This is a genomic window from Balneola sp. EhC07 (assembly GCF_001650905.1).
Classification (GTDB): domain Bacteria; phylum Bacteroidota; class Rhodothermia; order Balneolales; family Balneolaceae; genus Balneola.
In genome coordinates this window covers 130,920-149,881 of the sequence record NZ_LXYG01000016.1, presented here as the reverse complement: position 1 = coordinate 149,881, position 18,962 = coordinate 130,920, and the positions used below count along the sequence as shown (strand labels likewise).

The window sequence follows — 18,962 nt, the reverse complement described above, 5'->3', positions numbered from 1 at the left end:
CACGAAAGCACAAAAATGTGTTTTCTTTCGTGATTTTGTGCTCTAGTGGCAGAATCATCTGAATCTTGAAAAAATTATTAAAAGGAAATCATGGCAAAAGAATTTGATGTATGTGTAATCGGGTCGGGACCCGGCGGATATGTAGCTGCAATCCGTGCATCACAACTTGGTTTTAAAACCGCAATCGTAGAAAAAAGACACCTTGGTGGTGTTTGTTTAAATATCGGATGTATTCCAACTAAAGCGTTACTTCGCTCTGCAGAAGTTATGGAATCTATTCAGCATGCCGAAGACTATGGAATTTCTGTTAAAGATGTGAAAGCTGATTTCGGTGGCATGGTTAAAAGAAGCCGCGGTGTTGCCAATAAAATGAGCAAAGGTGTTCAGTTCTTAATGAAAGCGAACAAGATCGATGTTTTCATGGGAACAGGTGTTTTCAAGTCAAAATCAGAGCTTGCTGTTAATGACGAAAAAGGAAAAGAAACAGAAAGTATTAAAGCCAAGCATTTTATAATTGCTACAGGTGCTCGTCCGCGTCAACTTCCAAATCTGGAGATCGACGGCGAAATGATCATCGATTCTGAAAAGGCGATGACCATGGAAAAGCAGCCAAAGAAAATGGTGATCATTGGTGCCGGTGCGATCGGCGTTGAGTTCGCTTACTTCTACCACACCTTAGGAACTGAAGTAACGATAGTTGAGCTTCAGAAGACTTTGGTTCCTGTTGAAGATCAGGACGTTGGAAAAGAACTTGGTAAGATCTACAAGAAAAAAGGCATGAACCTGATGCTGGAAAGCACAGTAGAAAAAGTTGAGAAAAAAGGTTCCGGCGTTAAAGTGACTGTTAAAACCAAAAAAGGTGAGGAAGTCATCGAGGCTGATGTTGTTCTTTCCGCAGTTGGTGTAACAGGAAATGTAGAAGGTCTTGGCCTTGAAGATATCGGCGTAAAAGTTGAACGAGGTGCCATTGTTGTAGACAAATCAGATTACTCAACAGGTGTTGACGGTATTTATGCAATCGGTGATATCATCGGCGCTCCTTGGTTGGCTCACAAAGCTTCTCATGAAGCAGTTGTGCTTGCTGAGCAATTAGCCGGTAAAAATCCTAAGCCAATTAACTATGGAAATATTCCGGGCTGTACATATTGTGAGCCTCAGGTTGCTTCTGTTGGATTGACCGAAGCTGCTGCTAAGGAAGAAGGTTACGATGTTAAAGTTGGGAAATTCCCATTATCAGCAAGTGGTAAAGCTACCGCGCTTGGACATGAAGAAGGCTTCGTAAAAGTTGTATTTGATGCTAAATACGGCGAATGGTTAGGTCTTCACATGATCGGATTCGGCGTTACCGAAATGGTTGCTGAAGCAGTTGTAGCACGTGATCTGGAAACTACCGGACATGAGATCATCAACGCTATTCATCCGCATCCAACATTATCTGAAGCGGTAATGGAAGCTGTAGCTGAAGCGTATAACGAAGGTGTTCATTTAGGAACTCCGGTTAAGAAATAAGATCACTGAAGTGCTGATTATTTATCAGCGCCTCTGTCATTTCATCCAGATGGAGAAATGACAAATAAATATTGTAAATGGCTCCCTTGTGGAGCCATTTTTGTCTATGAAAAAAACCATTGAACTATACGATCTCGGTTTAGAGCCCTACCAGCCGGTTTGGGATTTACAGCACAAAATTCAGCAACGAATCATTGATGAGAAAAAACTGGATAGGATTGGTGAGTTTAAGGGTGAAAGAAAAAATGACGTCCTTATTTTTGTGGAACATCCGCATGTGTATACACTGGGGAAAAGCGGCGACGAAGAAAATATGCTTCGTTCACTTCTTGAGCTTCAGGAACATCAAGCTGAGTATGTAAAAACTAATCGCGGCGGAGATATCACTTACCACGGACCCGGACAAATTGTTGGGTATCCGATCATGGATCTTGATCGGTATTTCACTGACATCCATAAATACCTTCGTTTCCTGGAGGAAGTGATCATTAAAGTTTGTGCAGATTATGGTTTTGAAGCCCAAAGAATAGACGGACTTACAGGCGTCTGGATCGGTGAGCAAAAGATCTGTGCAATGGGAATACGTTGTTCCCGTTGGGTAACTATGCACGGTTTTGCACTTAATGTGAATACGAACTTACAATATTTTAATAACATCGTTCCCTGTGGTATTGAAGACAAAGAAGTAACCAGTTTAGAAAAACTTTTAGGCTCAAAAATTGACCTCAAAGAAGTAAAAGAAAGGATCGTTACTCACTTCGAAAATGTTTTCGAGGTAAGCATTAAACCAAGCGGTACTCAAACAGAACTAGAGAAGAATTTTTTGTAACTTTATGCTTCTTGATTTGTCATTTCGACAATACCGAATGGTATGGAGAAATCTCAAAGTTGAACTTATAGCTTAATCTTTAGATTTCTCGTTTTACTCGAAATGACAGAGACAAATTTTAGAAAAATATGATCAAAGAACTACAAGTAGTAGAAAAGAAATCAACACAGCGCAGACCGGAATGGCTTAGAGTTAAGCTTCCATCAGGAGGGAAATTCAAAGAAGTTCTGGACACTATTAATGAGAATAAGCTCAATACGGTTTGTTCTGAAGCTCGTTGCCCGAATATGGGCGAATGTTGGGGCGCCGGAACAGCTACATTCATGCTTCTCGGTGATGTATGTACTCGTTCTTGTGCATTCTGTGCTATTAAAACAGGTCGTCCGCCTGCAGAGTTAGATTGGGATGAACCGGCCCGTGTTGCTGACGCTGCAGCTAAAATGAAATTGAAGCACGTAGTTCTTACTTCCATCAACAGAGACGACAGAAAAGATGGCGGTGCTCCTATATTTGCGGCTACTCATACTGCTCTTCGTGAAGCCATTCCCGGAGTAACCATTGAGTCTTTGATCCCTGACTTCCGAGGAGTTTGGGATGCCCTTCAAATCGTAATCGATACTCCTCCGGATGTGTTAAGTCACAACCTGGAAACCGTTCCAAGTAAATATCGTCGAGTTCGCCCTCAAGCAAAATATCAACGATCATTAGATCTACTCCTCAAAGTTAAAGAAGAAGGAATCCGCTCGAAAACCGGAATCATGGTTGGTCTTGGTGAAACTCGCGAAGAAGTGATCGAGTTAATGCAGGATTGTGTGGATCACAAAGTGGATGTGCTAACCATCGGACAGTACATGCAGCCAACAAAAATGCATCATCCGGTTATGGATTGGGTACACCCTGATCAATTCGCAGAATACAAAGAGATCGGTGAAAAATTAGGTATCGGTCATGTGGAAAGCGGGCCTTTAGTTCGTTCATCTTATCACGCAGAAAGACACGTTTAATTTTTTTCTTATACTTCAGGTAGTATCTTGGGGTAAAATAAAAATACATGCTAGCAACACTTACTGTTTTAGGAATCAGTTTCGTATTAGGATCTATTCCATCCGCAATTTGGGTGGGAAAGCTCTTTAAAGGAGTTGATGTTCGTGAACATGGCAGCGGTAATGCCGGAACCACAAATACTTTTCGGGTTTTAGGTTGGCCTTCAGGAGTTACCGTTTTCACTATGGACTTTATGAAAGGCTTTGTTGCTTCCTTTTGGATAAGTGCTTTAGCCTGGGATATGTTTGCAGGACCACTTTCGCCTCCAAACTGGGAAGTAGATGCATTCTTAAAGATAAGTTGTGGCCTTTTTGCAGTAATCGGGCATATGTTTCCTCTTTTTGCAAAGTTTAAAGGCGGAAAGGGAGCTGCAACGGCATGCGGAATGCTATTTGGAATAGAACCTATTTCCATTGGAATTTCATCTATCATTTTTGTGACTACCATCCTGTTAACGAGATACGTTTCGCTTGCCTCGATCCTTGCTTCTTTTTTCTATCCTGTAAGCCTGATCGTTATGAAGTATGTGTATGGATTCGACAAGTTAGTTGATGGAAGCATGGTTATTTTCGGCGCTTTCGTGGCTACCGGAATTATTGTGAAGCATAAATCCAACATCAAACGACTTCTGGAAGGAACGGAAAGTAAAGTCGGTGCCTCATCAAAGAAAAAAGAACAGGAAGCTGAAGAAGATCCCGAACAAACTAAAGAAGAGATCGAAGTATGAGAAATGTCACCATTATTGGAGCCGGAAGTTTTGGAACAGCGCTTGCAACTGTGTTGGATACTGCCGGAAATAATGTTCAGATATGGGCACGAGAAAAAGAAGTGGTTGACAGTATCAACAACAATCACAGAAACCCTTCTTATCTTTCGGATATAAGATTACCTGCTTCCATCAAAGCTTACGATGACTTAGAGCATTGCCTTCGTGATCAGGATATGATCTTATTTGCCACTCCTTCACACACTCTACGAGAACTTGCCGCAAAGATAAAACCATGTTTAGACGGGCATGAGATTCTGGTTACCGTTTCTAAAGGAATTGAGAATGACACTTTTAAAACCATGTCTCAGATCCTGGTTGAGGTTATGGAGGGAGTTACTCTAGAAGATAATATTGGAGTTCTTTATGGCCCCAGCCATGCCGAAGAAGTCTCTCATCTAAAACCTACTACCGTAGTTGCAGCTTCTTATTCCACAAGAACAGCAAGAATTATTCAGGAAACTTTTCTCACTCCAATGTTCAGGGTTTACTTGAATAATGACATTATAGGTGTTGAGATCGGTGGATCCGTAAAAAATATCATGGCCATTGCAGCCGGTATTGTAGACAGCGCTGAACTTGGAGATAACGCCAAAGCTGCATTGATCACCCGCGGACTTCATGAAATGAAAAGAATGGGCGTAATGATGGGCGGTTATGCTGAAACTTTCTCCGGTCTAACGGGAATGGGGGATCTTATTGTTACTTGTACCTCAAAACACAGCCGAAACAGATATGTAGGATCACAAATCGGACTTGGTAAAAAGCTGGATGAGATCATTGACAGCATGAATATGGTTGCGGAAGGGATCAAAACCACAAAATCTGTGCGTGATTGGGCAAAACGTAATAATGTTGATATGCCTATCACTTGTGCAGTTTATCGAGTTTTATTTGAAAATGAAGACCCTAAAGACGCTTTGAATACGTTGATGACGAGAGATCCTAAAGACGAAGTTTCTATATAATAGAACACACTGGCTTTGGCCAGTAATAATATCATGAAAGACGAGTACGAATTATATTTACAGAACTCAGATTCAGTTACTGTTTCTGAGATGAAGTTGAAAGACCTCAAGAATCTGATCGCAACAGGAGAAAGCTCTTTTCTCGAATTTAAACACAAAGTTGCTTCACCCGAAAAAATTGCCAAAGAAATGGTTGCCTTCGCCAACACTAATGGAGGCCGAATTCTGATCGGAGTTGATGATAACGGCGATATTGTTGGAATTGAGAGCTATTATGAAGAAGAATTCTGGCTAAGACAGGCTGCTGAAGATGTTTGCGTACCTGCTCTCAACATCAACATTGAAATGGTGCACGCCGGGAAAAAAGATGTGATGATTGTTGAAATTCCTGAATCTGAAAACAAACCTATCGCGGTAAAAGGAGATTCCAAAAGATCGGTATATATTCGCCAAAATGATGAAAATATCATTGCTACGGACGACAGAGTTGAGATACTAAAAAACAAGACCTCAGCTACTGGCGTTACTTTTGAATACGGTGAAAGAGAGCAGCAGCTGTTCCGGTTTTTAAATGAATATGGAGATATCACTATCGAACGGTTTTCAATCATTTCGAATATTACAACTTACAGAGCCGAGCGTATTCTTGTAGATATGGCTAGCGCCGGAGTCCTGGATACTTATGAACAAAAAGGCGTAGTTCATTATACATTTTCGCATAAAAATTCGTAATTTTGACTTGTTCTAAATAAGGAGAGCAATGACCAATCAAGACGAAAATCTAGACGATATTATTTCCTCACTCATAGATGTGGATGAAGAAGAAACTTCACCCAACAAAGAGGAAAAACAGGAGTTGACCGGCGAGCCCGTAACTCTTACCCAAAGAGCTTCTAAACAGGTTAAGACAATTATTGAAAAAGAAGGACTGGATGACAATCTCTTCCTTAGAGTTGCCGTAGAAGGTGGTGGTTGTTCGGGATTGAGCTATAAACTAGGACTGGATTACCGAACGGAAGATGATGTGGTTTTTGAGAACTACGGAGTTGAGGTTATTGTAGCCTCTAAACACCTGATGTACTTAGAAGGAATTGAGATCGACTATCCTGATGGATTAGATGCTCGCGGATTTACCTTCGATAATCCCAATTCTGTTGAAGATTGCGGTTGCGGAACCAGCTTCTCTATCTGATTTTATTTTCCATACAGTTGAACCTAAACTCAATATTTATTAAATAATATTGTAAGGTTTTCCGTTTAACCTGTCTTACTGTATGTGAAAAAGAGGTCTTCATATAAATTCCCTGTCGAACAGTTCCCGGCACTTCGGGTTGTGTTGCTTTATATTATCGGAATTCTCTGTTCTCAACTATTCCGGACAGATCTGCTCGTTCTCATATTTTCCGCAATTGGTTTAGCAGCTACCTATTTTACTTTTGAGGCGCTTTCAAGGAAAACAGTTTCTATCGGACTTACAAGAATTTCAACTCTTTTGTATTGTCTGATCATTTTTACTGCAGGATTTACAATTAGCTCCATTGATTCAAAGAAAAATCAGTCCCCTGTTGAGATGCTTATATCTGATTCAGAGTGGTCAGAGATTCAGGTTTCAGGCAATGTTCTCTCTATATCAAAAAATAGTTCGGGAGATAAGAGACTCGACCTTGCTGTAACTAGCACCAAGCTTTCCGACTTTACTTCTGAAATGAAGTTCAAAAGCAGAATACTTTGGGATAATGAACAACCGGTAGAACTTGGCGATCAAATCGAAATATCTGGGACTGTAATTCCGGTCTCTGAACCCAGAAACCCCACTCAGTTTGATTACAAAGCTTTTCTTGAATCCAGAAACATCTATACTCAAATAAAAACAGATTCTGTAATACAGATCAATCCTGACTCTTCCTTATTCAGCTGGATCTCAATTCGAAAAAAAGCTCTCAAACTGGTGGATCATAATTTTGATTCTGTAACAGCCCCTATCGCAAAAGCATTACTTTTAGGTTACAAAAATGAGTTGGAGGGAAATACTAAACAAGCTTTCGCCAGAGCAGGGTTATCACACATCATGGCTGTTTCGGGCTTGCATGTTGGTTTGATCATTGCTCCTTTTTGGTTGATCATCCCTTATTTCTGGACCAAAAAACACGGCACAAAAATTGGCTTGGCACTTCTGATACTGATCTTGGTTTTTTATGCAGGACTCACCGGTTTTTCGGTCTCGGTTCTACGCGCTTCAGTGATGGCTGTTCTTTTAACTTATGGCAAACTGTTTTCCAAAAGCAGTGATTCTCTGAACTTAATGGGCATTGCAGCATTGGTGATCCTGTTATTTGATCCTTCTCAACTTTTTGAAATTGGGTTTCAACTTTCTTTCAGTGCCGTTTTCATAATTCTTTTAGTGCTTCCTGTAATACAAAACGTAATTCCATATTGGGTTCGCATAAAATGGTACGGAGCCCCGATCATGGTCATTATCATTTCACTGGTAGTCCAACTTGGACTGTATCCTCTTCAGGCTTTTTACTTCGGTGAAGTCTCCCTCATCAGCCCCCTTGCAAATGCGTTATTCGTTCCTCTGTTGGGAATTATTGTTCCGCTTTCACTCCTAGCTTTGATAATAAGCTCTGCAATTCCTGTTCTCGGATTCTTCATCAATTATCCTTCTCTAGTCTTTCTGACAGCTCTTAACGATTTTGTATCTTTTTCTTCTCAACTTTCTCAGTCATGGTTTGAGGTACAAAAACCCAGTATTTTGATCTTTCTTTTCTGGATCTCTTTTGTCTTAATGATCGGGTCATGGAGAAATCCCAATATAAAATGGAAGCTGATGGCCGTTTCTCTGTTCTTTCTGTTCTTTGTTCCTCTTGATTCAGCTTTAAGAAAACTTGAGTCTCCGAAAATGACTGTCACCGTTCTTGATGTGGGGCAAGGAGACGCTACTTTCTTACAGACTCCAAATAGAAAAAATATACTGATTGATGCAGGAGTTTGGAGTCCGGGATCAAATTCCGGAAAACAGATTTTACTTCCTTTCTTTAAAGAAAATAATATTCAGAAATTAGATGCTGTGTTTCTCTCTCATCCTCATGCGGATCACATTGGAGGCATCAAGGATCTCATATATGAAATTGATATAGACACTATTTATAACTCAGGATTCGAATATGAATCAAATTTGTACAGAGATTATATCAACCTTGCCAATTCGAAAGCTATTCCCATAGTATCTCTCAATGCAGGAACAACAATTGATATTGACGAGAGCTTGCTCATCTTAGTGCTCGGTCCCGAAAAAGGAAAATTCAACAATGATCCCAATCAACATTCTTTAGTTTTGAACATAATTCATGGCGAAAACGAATTTTTGTTCACCGGTGACGCTGGGGAAGATCAGGAGCGAAGACTGGTAGAAAATTACGGTCATCTTTTAGATACTGACTTCCTCAAAGTCGGACATCATGGTAGCAAAACCAGCTCAGAATTATTTTTCCTACAAGAAGTTACTCCGGAAGTAGCGGTCGTATCTGTTGCCGAAAGAAACCGATTCAGACATCCTCATCCTGAAGCTGTTGAAAGGTTAGAATCCACTCAATCTGATATCTATTATACAAGCAGAGATAAAGCCTTAATATTTGAAAGCGATGGAAAAAGTATTCAGCGAGTGAAGTGGTATTAAACTAAGCCTCCTTATAATATCTCCATAGGTTCAGAATTGTTAGTTTAGAAACACAAAATTCAATTTTCCATTAAATGTGTTTTACATAATAATCCCTTATTTTAGGGAACTAACTAATCATTATAGAGCTACACCAAAAAAATTAATGGACCAAAAGGAACGACCGAGCTTTGAAGAAGCTTTAAATAAGCTGGAAGAAATAGTTTCCAAATTAGAGGATGAGTCCATTACTTTGGAGGAATCTGTTACTCTGTATGAAGAAGGAGTAAAACTCTCCAAATTTTGTACAGAAATCCTAAACGATGCTGAACTTCGTATTGAACAGGTGAATGAAGTAAATAGTTAACAAATTATGGAACAGAACATACCACAACCGGGTGAGCTTTTATCTAAAATAAATACTCCTGAAGATCTTCGAAAACTTGATCCAAAAGAACTTCAGGATGTTTGTGATGAACTCCGGAATTATATCATCGACATGGTTTCCGTTTATGGCGGTCACTTTGGAGCCAGTCTTGGTGTAGTAGAACTTACAACTGCTATTCATTATGTATACAAAACTCCGGAAGATCGTTTGGTTTGGGATGTTGGCCATCAGGCTTATGGACATAAAATTTTAACCGGACGACGAGAGCAATTTCACACAAACCGTTTGTACGGTGGTATTTCCGGTTTTCCAAAACGTACCGAAAGCGAATATGATACTTTTGGTGTTGGTCATTCCAGTACTTCAATTTCTGCCGCTCTTGGGATGGCTGTAGCAAACACTTTAGATAAAGGTGATCGTAAAGTTGTAGCAGTAATTGGTGATGGTTCTATGACTGCAGGTTTAGCTTTTGAAGCTATGAATAATGCAGGAGCAATGAACAGCGACATTCTTGTTATTCTGAATGACAACTGCATGTCTATCGATCCTAATGTTGGTGCTTTAAAAGAATATTTAACGGATATCACTACGAGTAAAACCTTCAATAAAATGAGGGATGAGATTTATGATATGCTCGGGCATTTCAAATCTGCCGGTGAAAAAATGCGCAAAGTTGCTTCCAGATTGGAAAACGCTGTAACTGCCGCTATTACTCCGGGCTCTCTGTTTCGTGCACTTGGTTTTAAATATTATGGACCGATGGACGGTCATGATGTGGACGGACTCAGAAAGACTTTGGAAGATCTTAAAACAGTAAAAGGTCCAAAGCTGCTACATGTTGTAACCGTGAAAGGAAAAGGATTTGCTCCTGCCGAACGGGAGCAAACGAAGTGGCACGCATCCAGCAGCCCTTTTGATAAAATTACAGGAAAGGCTCTTAATCCGGCTCCGAAAACCAAAGGAGCTCCTAAATATCAGGATGTGTTCGGCGAAGCTTTAGTAGAATTAGCAGCTAAAGATGAACGGATTGTAAGTATGACACCGGCTATGCCAAGTGGCTCCAGTCTCTGGCCCATGATGAACACTTTCCCTGAAAGAGCTTTTGATGTGGGAATAGCCGAACAACATGCCGTTACTTTTGCCGCAGGTTTGGCAACTGAAGGCAAAAAAGCTTTCTGCGCTATCTATTCTTCTTTTTTACAGCGAGGATACGATCAGTTAGTCCATGATGTAGCCATTCAGAAATTACCTGTAGTTTTTTGTATTGATCGTGCAGGATTTGCCGGAGCTGACGGACCAACACATCATGGTTTATATGATATCGCCTATATGCGAACAGTCCCTAATATGGTTATTTCTTCGCCTTTGAATGAGCAGGATCTGAGAGACATGATGTTCACAGCATCCACTTTTGAAGATGCGTCATGGGCAATTCGTTATCCGCGTGGTAAAGCGACCGGTATGTCCGTTCGTCAAGAATTTGAAACCCTGGAAATTGGAAAAGGAATAGAACTTCGTGAAGGAGAAAATATAGCCGTTCTGAGTTTTGGTCCTATTGGTAAATACGCAATTACAGTTGCCGATGATCTAGCGGAAGAAGGAATTAATATCGGTCATTACGATATGCGTTTTGCTAAACCTTTGGATGAAGAACTTATTGATGAGATTTGTGAGAAATATGATCACATCATCACATTAGAAGACGGTGCTAAAATGGGTGGATTCGGTAGCGCTGTTGCTGAATATATCATCGAAAAAGAAAACCGCCCAAGCGTAAAAATTCTTGGAATCCCGGATGTTATTGTTGAACACGGAACTCAGGAAGAGCTGCATGATGAAGTTGGAATTGGAGTAAAAGGAATTAAAGAAGCTGTTTTATCTATTCTCGAAAAGGTTTAGTTTTAATCAATACTAATCTAATACAGATTAATCATGATTAAGAGTGCTTTACATTTATTTGTTTTTTTAAGTGCCGGGCTTGTGCTCAATTCTTGCGATACTACATCTACAACAGTTCCTCAAACTGTTTCATTTGTCTTTTATGATGTATTTGAACAAGATAGTTTGATTATAAGGCCGGATTGGGTAGAGGTGAATGGTGTCCAGGTTCAACATAATATTACGACTGGCTATTCTTTAGATATTGAAGAAGGAACTTACCAGGTTGTTGTGAATAGCCCCGATCATAGCTTTCTCGACACTACGATAACCGTTAGTAAAGATACTGATGCGATTTCACTTGAGTTAGATCCTAAAGAAATAACTTATTTCAATCCAACTGTTGGGGAGAAATGGGTTTTTGATTACAGTGACAATGTTTCATATCCAAACTATGACAGAATAGCTACCTCTGGAACTATGGTATGGGAAGTAATTGAACAAAACTTAGATCAAGAAACAAATGAACCTGTTTTTACCGTAAAAAACGATCTTGAAGCAAAAAAGCGAAGAGAGAGTTTTGAAGGGGAGCCTATAGACAGCAGTTATATAGATGATACAAGCTATTTTACTATAAGAATTAGAAATAATGGGAACGTGTCTTATTCGCGAGTCAAATATATAACAACTTTTACTTCAGGTGTTGCAGCCTTGAAACTAAATGGGAAAGATTATCAATCCCCGATTCGCAAATCCTATCCAGTATCGAGACTTAAAGTTGATCCAATAATTGATGTGAGGTATGGGAATGGAAGTCCTTTATATAGATCGAGCATTGCACCGGAAGCAGGATTCATTGATTTTTATATATACACTGGTGGAAACACCAAATATTCTACGTCTTTAGACCTAGTTTCTCATTCCAAGTAAAGCTTTGTATTCTTTTTCCGAGGTTCAAAAACCATTAATGTTGATATTATCTTCTTGCATGAAAATTTTTCTTCTGTTTATATCAATTGTTTTTATTTCCTGTCAGCAAGAAAACCCATCCAATGTAACAGTAGACGAACCAGTTGATAGCATTACTGTTCAAGGAAAGGTTTTCGATGTTTATATGAATGACACACTTTTGACTAACGGAGCTACTGTAACTATTGATGATTTTACATTTGAAACAAACGAATCAGGTGAATTCTCTTTTAAGCTTGAACCCGGTGATTATCAAATTGAAATAGACTCTCCAAATCACCTTTCCTTTACAGATTCTATCACTGCAAATATTGATAAAAATTATGATCTCGAGCTCAGCCCTGTATATCTTGATCTTATGCCCCTTAAACAAGGCATCAGCTGGAGGTATTCATACTTTTATGAAGATTTGTTAGCTCCTGTTGATGTAATTACTACCGGTGAAGTTTCATACTCAATAAGTAGTATAAGTGTTAATAACACGGATAGTGTTTATAAAGTTGTTGAAAAGCTAAATCTGGAAAAAGTTGTTTATTCCAGCCAATTTGAAAATCGTAATTTAGATAATGATACTACGATCATAAGCTCAGTAAATGAATTTCATATAATTCAAGACTTAGATAACCTTTTGACATCCAATGGCTCCGAAACTCCCTTTTCTACAGCATTCAATGATTATGTTGGTTTTGATTTTGATACCAGGAGGTTACTTAGATTTAAAAGATACATCCCCAAAAGCAGAACTACTGATGGATCTCTTGTTATCACAAAAAATCCTTTAAAAGGTGGTGGCTATCTATTAGAAAAAGATATTGGCATTAAAACATATTCATACTCTGACCGAGACGGTTTATGGTCGAGAATGCTACTCATGAGCGATCAATAGATAATGAAGTTTACCCTCTCCGATTTCGATTACCATCTTCCTGAAGAACTTATAGCTCAATCTCCGGCAAACCCAAGAGATCATGCCAGATTATTGGTGTACGACCGTGCTACCAAACAGATCACAGACGATTTCTTTTATAATCTTGGAAAATATCTTCCCAAAGAAACCACCCTCGTTGTCAATAACAGCAAAGTTGAAAAATGCCGGCTGATGTTTGATGGTGGGAAAAAGGAGCTGTTCGTCACTTCAGTCAGAAACAATAATACCATAGAGGCTTTAGTTCGTCCGGGCAAGAAATTCCGTGTTGGTAAAACCGTTGAACTTGCCGATGGAGTTACCGCAGAAGTTACTCATGTAGCCCAAGATGGCTTGAGAACGATCGTTCTTTCTCACGATCTGGATGCTCCCGAACTCGAGCCGTTCAAATACACGCCTTTTCCTCCTTATATTGAACAGGATGAATCTCTGGCTTCGGAATATCAGACGGTATATGCAAAAGATCTTGGAAGTAAAGCTGCTCCTACAGCCGGTTTACATTTTACTGATGAGCTACTAGCTAAGTTAGACACTCAGGGAATACAAAAATCAGAAGTTACTCTGCATGTTGGTCTGGGTACTTTTGCTCCGGTAAAAACAGAAAAGCTTGATGAACACATCATGCACAGCGAGTGGTATCAACTGGATGCTAAAACTGCCGAAGAATTGACAAAATCAGATCACATCACAGCAGTAGGAACTACGAGCGTACGAGTGCTTGAATCCTTAGCGAGTAACGAACGTACGTTTGAGCCTCAAAGCGGAGAAACGGATATTTTCATTACTCCGGGATATCAATTCAAAGCCGTTGATTCTCTTATCACGAACTTTCATCTTCCCAAAAGCACTTTGCTAATGTTGGTTTCTGCGCTAATGGGTTTTGATGACATGCATCGGATTTATGAACACGCCATTAAAGAACAATATCGCTTCTACTCCTTTGGCGATGCTATGTTGATAGTTTAGGAAAGATCTTTTCTTCTTCTTTGGTTAGACAATTCGCTGACACTTTAGTAGTGATAGTTCCAGAAAAATTCGCCCTTAGTATTTAAGACGGAGAAGAGAAAATGATCCGTATGCGTCTGCGAAGCAGGAATAATCCTTTCTGGTTGCAAGATTAGTCGCAGGACTAAAGTCCTTGCTTGTTTATGTACGAGTTTAAGGCAAGAGCATAAGCTAGAAGGGATTTATCCCAGGGTTAAGTCTGGACTCGATGCTATGCGTTGGAAACGGACCTCCCCGGCTAAGAATCAGATTCTTTGGTTCTGAGTAGTTCGCCCCTCCTTGGTTAAGCAGGGGAATTCCAGAATTAATTCTAATTTTTATCAACGCGTTCCCCTCCTGCTGCAGGAGGAGACAGAGGAGGTCTTTCTTAAGAATCATGAATACATTTACTTGTTCATGATCTTTTGTGCCGACAAGAATAATTGGAAGCTTTTCTCACATCTTTCCGTCTATTTTTAATCATCTTTTTATTTAAACTTCTTGATCGTCCAGGCCAAACCGGTAGTTACATAAAAACCTTCCAACGGACGCTGGCCAAACTCTAATCTATACAACAGGTTTCCAAAGAAACCGATCTTGCGGTCGAAGTTTTGGTTTTGGGTCATAGGATTTAACTGCCATGTCATTCCTGCTCTCCAACCCAGAGTTTCTTCCACTGTTTGGGTATTTCCACCTGAATTTACATCTACTGATGTTGGCAGAACCAGAACATCCACAAAAGGACGAAAATTTCTTGCGTAAGCAAAAGTGTATCCATCGCTGTCCTGAATATGCATAAATAGCTTTCGGGTGTATCCAAGCCCTGCATAAATTCCTTTATGAAAAATGTTTGTCACTTCGTAAAAAGTAAAATTCTCTTCGTACTCGAAAGCGCTGTTTCTTAAATACAGACCTCCTCTTACATTCAGCTCTGAAGTTATGTCTCCCCGTAATTTTACAGTGGTATATGTATTTATGTCTTTACCTTCTAAATAATTTCTTTCATAGCTGAACGCCAGTAAAACAGGAACTGTGGTACTTTTAGTTTTTGAAGAAAGTGTAAACTCAGCGCCGGCATTAAACAAAAATGGAAAACTTGTTTTTTCTAAAGAGAACAAAGAATAAAGAAACAGACCTTCCGCTTTAAGCTTATCGGTTATGGGATACAGCGTCTCTGCTCCTACACTAAGAATAGAAGCACCTGATAAATTGTTGAAACCCGCATCCACTCCAAAATAATGAAGGCTGAGATAGCCGGATTGAACTTCAGACGGATCTGAATAGATCTGTCGATATGTTTTTTGAGCAAATAAATTTGCTGTTGTTGCAATAAGAGTAACTAATAAGACCGAATACTTTAACTTCATGACTAAGAAACTTGTTTAAGGTTTCTATAAAACTAACAGAAGCACTAAAGTCTGTAAATCGCCCAAACTAGGTATTCTCTTTTGTGATTAGCCGTGTAAAAGAGATACATGTTTCCTATATTTGGAGTCCAAAAAATGCACCCGTAGCTCAACTGGATAGAGTACCAGATTTCGGCTCTGGGGGTTGGGGGTTCGAACCCCTCCGGGTGTACTTAAAGCCTTTATAAGTCACTGATTTATATAGGCTTTTTTATTTATAGGTATCATATAGGTATAACAAAATTGCGTTTCATTAGATTAACTAAATCATTATAATCTTAAACTTAATTACTAAACGTATAGAAATGAGCGAAGAAATTGATTTAGATAAAATTATTGATAGTATTTCAAAAAAATATAACGCAGATGTAATTTTATTCTCGGGAACCATAAATTTTATTAATTCTGACACTCTTATTCATACAATAAGAAGCATTGAAGAAAGAAAAGAAAATCTTGTAATTATACTTACAACTGAAGGGGGAGACCCTGATCAAGCTTATCGAATTGTTAGCTATTTAAAAAGAAGGTATAAAAAGCTTATTTATTTCGTTTTTGGTATATGCAAAAGTGCTGGCACTTTAATGACACTTGGAGCCGACAAAATAATCATGTCTGACTTTAGTGAATTAGGACCTCTAGACATCCAATTAAACAAAGAAGAAGAATTAATACAGTCTTCTGGACTAGACTACATAAATTCAATTACATCTTTAGGAAATAGGGGGTTTGATATAATTGATTACGTTTTTACCAATCTAAAAAGAAAGAGTGGTGGTTTAATCACAACAAAAACAGCAACTGACGTTGGCGCGCTTCTAGCAAACGGACTATTAAGCCCCATTACTGCACAGATAGACCCCGTTAAGTTAGGTGAGATTAATCGAGCTTTGATGATTGCAAGAGACTATGGTAAAAGACTTTGTGACAACGATGACCTTATTAATCGGCTCACCTTAGGATACCCTTCTCATAGCTTCGTAATTGATATAAACGAAGCTAAAGAAATATTTGATTGTGTAAAAGAAGCAGAAGATGAGGAACTTTTACTAGAAAATTCTATATTTAATTATATAAGAGACCCAGACCCTAATGGAACTGTACTACTTCTAAGACAAAATGATTCTAAAAAACCAACTAAAAAACAACCCAAAGGTAAAAATGAGTCTAACAAAAATGGCACTCAAAAAAAACAACCTTCGAAAGCATCTTGATTATAGACAACAAAAGGATCGTGAAATATTAGAAAAGCAACTTAGAAAGAGAACTTATAAAAATATGGAACAAGATCTCGTTAAAGATTTTGTAGATAGAGTAAATAACATTCAATCTAATTATTACTCAATTAACAATCTTGGTTGAAAACTTAGAATATGTTTCTAAATCAAAATAACTACATGTAACAATATCTTTCACGGATAGTGAGATCGAAAAAAGTTTCTTTCTATCTTCCTCAGATACACCCTCTTCTTTTAACTTGTCATATATTGTAGAATAAACAGTGGTAAGATCGTACTCTCCTTTTTCATCTCTATAACCACTCAAAAGCGGTAAAATTTGAAAAGATTTATTTTCTTCGTAAGTAGAAAATGGATTTGTAAGCACGAGCCCTATATATACTTTCTTATTACTAAGAGTAAAAGCTAGCTCCCTCGTTTTGGTCATAGAATTTAATAACATCAATGATGTGCCATCATTATTCTGACGTATCAATTCCTTTACAGTTTGGTCTCGATTTTGAATGAAATTATTATACAATATTATAAATAAGTAACATGCACCTATTCCAAGTATAATCGAGTGTATACTTTCGTTCTCAATACCAATACTTATTTTTAGAAAAATATGTAGGTAATGAAAAATTCCATCACTTAAAGCGTGAAGAAACGTCCCGACAAATAAAATAGCCGTACCTACTGCACCACTCGCTAAAAATAGCTCTTGGCTATTAAATTTTATTATCCTGTAATGAGTATAATTCCAAAATTTTAAACACAGATAGCCTGAGGTCAAAATTCCGAATATCAATGAATAATTTGATGGACTCATAATGTGTACTAGCCATTCTCCTTACGAATAGCCTTGACAAGATCAGAAGCACTATACTTCTTTATTAGGTCACTCCCTCTCTTAGAGCCTAACAAATCCTTAGGTTTTATATAGATATTACCTCTTTCATTAAAATTGAGGGTAGGAAACTCTTTGGGCTTCGATAATGACTTATTTTTTCTATTAAACATATACTTTTATAGAATTAACGCTTTAATATAATATAAATTACAACAAATACAACTTAGCTATAATTCAACATTTATAAACAATACTCAACTACAAGAATACTTGTAAATTGTAAAACATGTATACCCATTTTACATTTTACAGTTTCAATTTTCTTTTACATAGTTATTTGCCGTAGTGTGGGATACATTTAGCTTCTTCCCTATTTCCCTGCTACTAAGTCCTTCTTCATCTAATCTTTTAGCCTCTTCAATGAGTTTTTCTCGTTTCGTGGTTTTGAACTCTTGAGCTTCTTCATGACCAAATAGATCATCTGTTCGAAGGATAGAAATCTTATCATTCTCATTCTTTTGAATCTTCATTCTAACAGAAGGTTGAATCTCGTCAATTCTAAACTTCAAATTCTGAAGCTCTATTAGGTTTGTTTTATCATTTCGATACTCTGATTTGATTGCGAAAACCATATCTGATTTAGTACCAATTATTCTTGAATCACTTATGTTTTCAATATGGTACTTAATTCTCTCATTCGATCCTTTGGTAACATGAGTTATCAAGATTACTGCACAATTCAATCTTTCAGCTAAATTTCGAAAAGCCATCATAGTTTCATTCATTTCTACAGGGTCATACAAATTGCCGAAATGGAAATCAGCTATTGTATCAAAAACTATCGTATCAACTTCAACACCTGATAGGTGATCGACTAAAGAGAAATAGAACTTATTATCAGCTATATAAGGAACTGCTTCTTTTGGTATTTCTTGTATAAGTACCGAAGACCTATTATGTATGCCATGTGATCGTCTAACTACCTCTTGAGAAGTAGTATCAGCACCAGTTATATAGATACAAACACCATCACGGTTTACATTAAATAGCTCATTAGATCTCTTTTGTAGCAAGTACTGAGTAAATAACGATTTTCCAGACCCAGCAGGACCGCCAAGAACTGTTATATACTTTCTAGCTGCAAAACCATTTACAACCCATTCAACTTTTGGAGACTCTTCTTCAAGTGGATCAATTAAAAGAGGCCATTTGAAATTTACTTGATTGAATGATTTCATGATCTAGTCCTCACTTCAATTTTGTTGCTTCTCATGTACTCTTCAATCTCATTCATGTTGTAGTAAACCTTTCTCCCTTCCTTATGGTATGGAATTCGTTTCTCAGACCTTAAATGTTGTTGGCTTCGAATAGTTAAACCTGATATCTCTTCAAGTTCCTCCGGAGATACCCATTGCTTTTTTGAAGCGTTTCTTATTAGGCTTGGTATTTCTTCTTTAAGAAGTGGTTTTATTGTTTCTTCTATTAAGGATTTCAACTCCTCTTTAGATGGGATATAGGCATTCATGTTCTTTCTCCAAATTTTAAGTTGGAGGAAACTAGTTCAGCTA

General features: G+C 38.2%; 18 protein-coding genes and 1 tRNA gene. 15 read left to right on the top strand and 4 right to left on the bottom strand.

Annotated elements, in window-relative coordinates; genetic code table 11:
• Positions 1–90: 90 nt before the first annotated feature.
• The 13 genes from lpdA to queA all read left to right on the top strand — a co-directional run bounded on the left by lpdA (position 91) and on the right by queA (position 13,900).
• Positions 91–1,509: a dihydrolipoyl dehydrogenase gene (lpdA, locus tag A8B79_RS08180; protein ID WP_066220757.1), complete on the top strand. Its 1,419-nt coding sequence runs from the start codon at positions 91–93 to the stop codon at positions 1,507–1,509.
• Positions 1,510–1,615: 106 nt separating this feature from the next.
• Positions 1,616–2,338, top strand: coding sequence for a lipoyl(octanoyl) transferase LipB (gene lipB, locus A8B79_RS08175; RefSeq protein ID WP_066220753.1), 723 nt, complete (start codon positions 1,616–1,618; stop codon positions 2,336–2,338).
• A gap of 128 nt (positions 2,339–2,466) precedes the next feature.
• Positions 2,467–3,342 carry a lipoyl synthase gene (gene lipA, locus A8B79_RS08170; protein WP_153038395.1) on the top strand — a complete coding sequence of 292 codons (876 nt, stop codon included), beginning with the start codon at positions 2,467–2,469 and terminating at the stop codon, positions 3,340–3,342.
• A 47-nt stretch (positions 3,343–3,389) separates the two neighbouring features.
• Positions 3,390–4,109, top strand: coding sequence for a glycerol-3-phosphate 1-O-acyltransferase PlsY (gene plsY / locus A8B79_RS08165; protein ID WP_066220750.1), 720 nt, complete (start codon positions 3,390–3,392; stop codon positions 4,107–4,109).
• A complete protein-coding gene (locus A8B79_RS08160; RefSeq protein ID WP_066220748.1) occupies positions 4,106–5,116 on the top strand; it encodes an NAD(P)H-dependent glycerol-3-phosphate dehydrogenase in 1,011 nt (336 codons plus the stop codon). Before plsY ends, A8B79_RS08160 begins: the two co-directional genes overlap by 4 nt.
• A gap of 33 nt (positions 5,117–5,149) precedes the next feature.
• On the top strand, positions 5,150–5,848 hold the full coding sequence (locus A8B79_RS08155; RefSeq protein ID WP_066220745.1) for an AlbA family DNA-binding domain-containing protein: 699 nt from the start codon (positions 5,150–5,152) through the stop codon (positions 5,846–5,848).
• Between the two features lie 28 nt (positions 5,849–5,876).
• Entirely contained in the window at positions 5,877–6,308 is a 432-nt protein-coding gene (locus A8B79_RS08150; RefSeq protein WP_082894115.1) for a HesB/IscA family protein, read from the top strand.
• Positions 6,309–6,392: 84 nt separating this feature from the next.
• Positions 6,393–8,795 carry a DNA internalization-related competence protein ComEC/Rec2 gene (locus A8B79_RS08145; RefSeq protein ID WP_066220741.1) on the top strand — a complete coding sequence of 801 codons (2,403 nt, stop codon included), beginning with the start codon at positions 6,393–6,395 and terminating at the stop codon, positions 8,793–8,795.
• A gap of 145 nt (positions 8,796–8,940) precedes the next feature.
• Positions 8,941–9,141, top strand: a complete 201-nt coding sequence (xseB, locus tag A8B79_RS08140) for an exodeoxyribonuclease VII small subunit (RefSeq protein ID WP_066220739.1) — start codon at positions 8,941–8,943, stop codon at positions 9,139–9,141.
• Between the two features lie 6 nt (positions 9,142–9,147).
• Complete coding sequence (gene dxs / locus A8B79_RS08135) at positions 9,148–11,061, top strand: 1-deoxy-D-xylulose-5-phosphate synthase (RefSeq protein ID WP_066220737.1); 1,914 nt, start codon at positions 9,148–9,150, stop codon at positions 11,059–11,061.
• Positions 11,062–11,094: 33 nt separating this feature from the next.
• The gene (locus A8B79_RS08130) at positions 11,095–11,970 is read left to right on the top strand and encodes a hypothetical protein (RefSeq protein ID WP_066220734.1); all 876 of its coding nucleotides are present in this window, start codon (positions 11,095–11,097) and stop codon (positions 11,968–11,970) included.
• A 58-nt stretch (positions 11,971–12,028) separates the two neighbouring features.
• Positions 12,029–12,895: a carboxypeptidase-like regulatory domain-containing protein gene (locus tag A8B79_RS08125; RefSeq protein ID WP_066220731.1), complete on the top strand. Its 867-nt coding sequence runs from the start codon at positions 12,029–12,031 to the stop codon at positions 12,893–12,895.
• A 3-nt stretch (positions 12,896–12,898) separates the two neighbouring features.
• Positions 12,899–13,900 (top strand): tRNA preQ1(34) S-adenosylmethionine ribosyltransferase-isomerase QueA, encoded by a 1,002-nt coding sequence (gene queA, locus A8B79_RS08120; RefSeq protein ID WP_066220728.1) that lies wholly within the window; start codon positions 12,899–12,901, stop codon positions 13,898–13,900.
• Positions 13,901–14,406: 506 nt separating this feature from the next.
• Here queA and A8B79_RS08110 read toward each other — a convergent pair.
• Positions 14,407–15,285: a hypothetical protein gene (locus tag A8B79_RS08110; protein ID WP_066220723.1), complete on the bottom strand. Its 879-nt coding sequence runs from the start codon at positions 15,283–15,285 to the stop codon at positions 14,407–14,409.
• 137 nt (positions 15,286–15,422) lie between these two features.
• On the opposite strand from A8B79_RS08110, the gene A8B79_RS08105 reads away from it, so the two are divergent.
• Positions 15,423–15,496, top strand: a tRNA-Arg gene (locus A8B79_RS08105).
• A 133-nt stretch (positions 15,497–15,629) separates the two neighbouring features.
• Positions 15,630–16,538 (top strand): SDH family Clp fold serine proteinase, encoded by a 909-nt coding sequence (locus A8B79_RS08100; protein ID WP_066220722.1) that lies wholly within the window; start codon positions 15,630–15,632, stop codon positions 16,536–16,538.
• A 127-nt stretch (positions 16,539–16,665) separates the two neighbouring features.
• Here A8B79_RS08100 and A8B79_RS08095 read toward each other — a convergent pair whose 3' ends face one another.
• From A8B79_RS08095 to A8B79_RS08080, 3 genes are all read right to left on the bottom strand, one after another.
• Complete coding sequence (locus A8B79_RS08095; protein WP_153038394.1) at positions 16,666–17,373, bottom strand: hypothetical protein; 708 nt, start codon at positions 17,371–17,373, stop codon at positions 16,666–16,668.
• A 335-nt stretch (positions 17,374–17,708) separates the two neighbouring features.
• Positions 17,709–18,632 carry an AAA family ATPase gene (locus A8B79_RS08085; protein WP_066220715.1) on the bottom strand — a complete coding sequence of 308 codons (924 nt, stop codon included), beginning with the start codon at positions 18,630–18,632 and terminating at the stop codon, positions 17,709–17,711.
• The gene (locus tag A8B79_RS08080) at positions 18,629–18,919 is read right to left on the bottom strand and encodes a helix-turn-helix domain-containing protein (protein WP_066220709.1); all 291 of its coding nucleotides are present in this window, start codon (positions 18,917–18,919) and stop codon (positions 18,629–18,631) included. Before A8B79_RS08080 ends, A8B79_RS08085 begins: the two co-directional genes overlap by 4 nt.
• Between the last annotated feature and the right edge of the window lie 43 nt (positions 18,920–18,962).

Excerpts from the sequence above, each read along its gene's own strand:
- lpdA (WP_066220757.1), top strand. The coding sequence starts at position 91 with ATGGCAAAAGAATTTGATGTATGTGTAATCGGGTCGGGACCCGGCGGA.
- lipB (WP_066220753.1), top strand. The coding sequence starts at position 1,616 with ATGAAAAAAACCATTGAACTATACGATCTCGGTTTAGAGCCCTACCAG.
- lipA (WP_153038395.1), top strand. The coding sequence starts at position 2,467 with ATGATCAAAGAACTACAAGTAGTAGAAAAGAAATCAACACAGCGCAGA.
- plsY (WP_066220750.1), top strand. The coding sequence starts at position 3,390 with ATGCTAGCAACACTTACTGTTTTAGGAATCAGTTTCGTATTAGGATCT.
- A8B79_RS08160 (WP_066220748.1), top strand. The coding sequence starts at position 4,106 with ATGAGAAATGTCACCATTATTGGAGCCGGAAGTTTTGGAACAGCGCTT.
- A8B79_RS08155 (WP_066220745.1), top strand. The coding sequence starts at position 5,150 with ATGAAAGACGAGTACGAATTATATTTACAGAACTCAGATTCAGTTACT.
- A8B79_RS08150 (WP_082894115.1), top strand. The coding sequence starts at position 5,877 with ATGACCAATCAAGACGAAAATCTAGACGATATTATTTCCTCACTCATA.
- xseB (WP_066220739.1), top strand. The coding sequence starts at position 8,941 with ATGGACCAAAAGGAACGACCGAGCTTTGAAGAAGCTTTAAATAAGCTG.
- dxs (WP_066220737.1), top strand. The coding sequence starts at position 9,148 with ATGGAACAGAACATACCACAACCGGGTGAGCTTTTATCTAAAATAAAT.
- A8B79_RS08130 (WP_066220734.1), top strand. The coding sequence starts at position 11,095 with ATGATTAAGAGTGCTTTACATTTATTTGTTTTTTTAAGTGCCGGGCTT.
- A8B79_RS08125 (WP_066220731.1), top strand. The coding sequence starts at position 12,029 with ATGAAAATTTTTCTTCTGTTTATATCAATTGTTTTTATTTCCTGTCAG.
- queA (WP_066220728.1), top strand. The coding sequence starts at position 12,899 with ATGAAGTTTACCCTCTCCGATTTCGATTACCATCTTCCTGAAGAACTT.
- A8B79_RS08110 (WP_066220723.1), bottom strand. The coding sequence starts at position 15,285 with ATGAAGTTAAAGTATTCGGTCTTATTAGTTACTCTTATTGCAACAACA.
- A8B79_RS08100 (WP_066220722.1), top strand. The coding sequence starts at position 15,630 with ATGAGCGAAGAAATTGATTTAGATAAAATTATTGATAGTATTTCAAAA.
- A8B79_RS08095 (WP_153038394.1), bottom strand. The coding sequence starts at position 17,373 with ATGAGTCCATCAAATTATTCATTGATATTCGGAATTTTGACCTCAGGC.
- A8B79_RS08085 (WP_066220715.1), bottom strand. The coding sequence starts at position 18,632 with ATGAAATCATTCAATCAAGTAAATTTCAAATGGCCTCTTTTAATTGAT.
- A8B79_RS08080 (WP_066220709.1), bottom strand. The coding sequence starts at position 18,919 with ATGAATGCCTATATCCCATCTAAAGAGGAGTTGAAATCCTTAATAGAA.